This window comes from Marseilla massiliensis (genome assembly GCF_016899955.1).
GTDB lineage: Bacteria > Bacteroidota > Bacteroidia > Bacteroidales > Bacteroidaceae > Prevotella > Prevotella intestinigallinarum.
In genome coordinates, this window is sequence record NZ_JACJJL010000108.1 from 1 (window position 1) to 407 (window position 407).

The following is a 407-nucleotide window of genomic DNA, read 5'->3' on the forward strand; positions in this document are numbered from 1 at the left end:
CGGATAAAAGGCATAGAAACAGTACTTGGCCACATTCCCGTGGATGAAACCCCTTGTGCCGTTATACAGGAAGATGAGCGCACAGGCAAGCAGCGCACCGATTATGCCGTAGTGCATCATCAGCGGAAAAGCAAACAGCAGTTGCATCATCCTGTGCAAAGTGACGAATTTACCCTTGCCAAATCCTAACAGATAGAACACCACAATTAGCAGTACACCCCTCCATTCGTAGTCCGTTTCCAACCATGCCGCCAACCATGCTGTCAGCAGTATGGAAAGACAGCATAGAATGCGATGTTCCCGAAGCCTCTCGAAAACGGCCAATGCCGACACTCCCAAGGCCAGCGTGAACATCACGTTGTGCGTGCCGTCCGCACCGTTCAACAGATACCACGGCACTTCGCTGA

At 51.6% G+C, this 407-nt stretch carries 1 protein-coding gene; it reads right to left on the reverse strand.

From position 1 onward, the window contains the following. A partial coding sequence (locus H6B30_RS16130) for a TraX family protein (RefSeq protein WP_239484181.1) occupies positions 1-407 on the reverse strand: 407 nt, incomplete at both ends.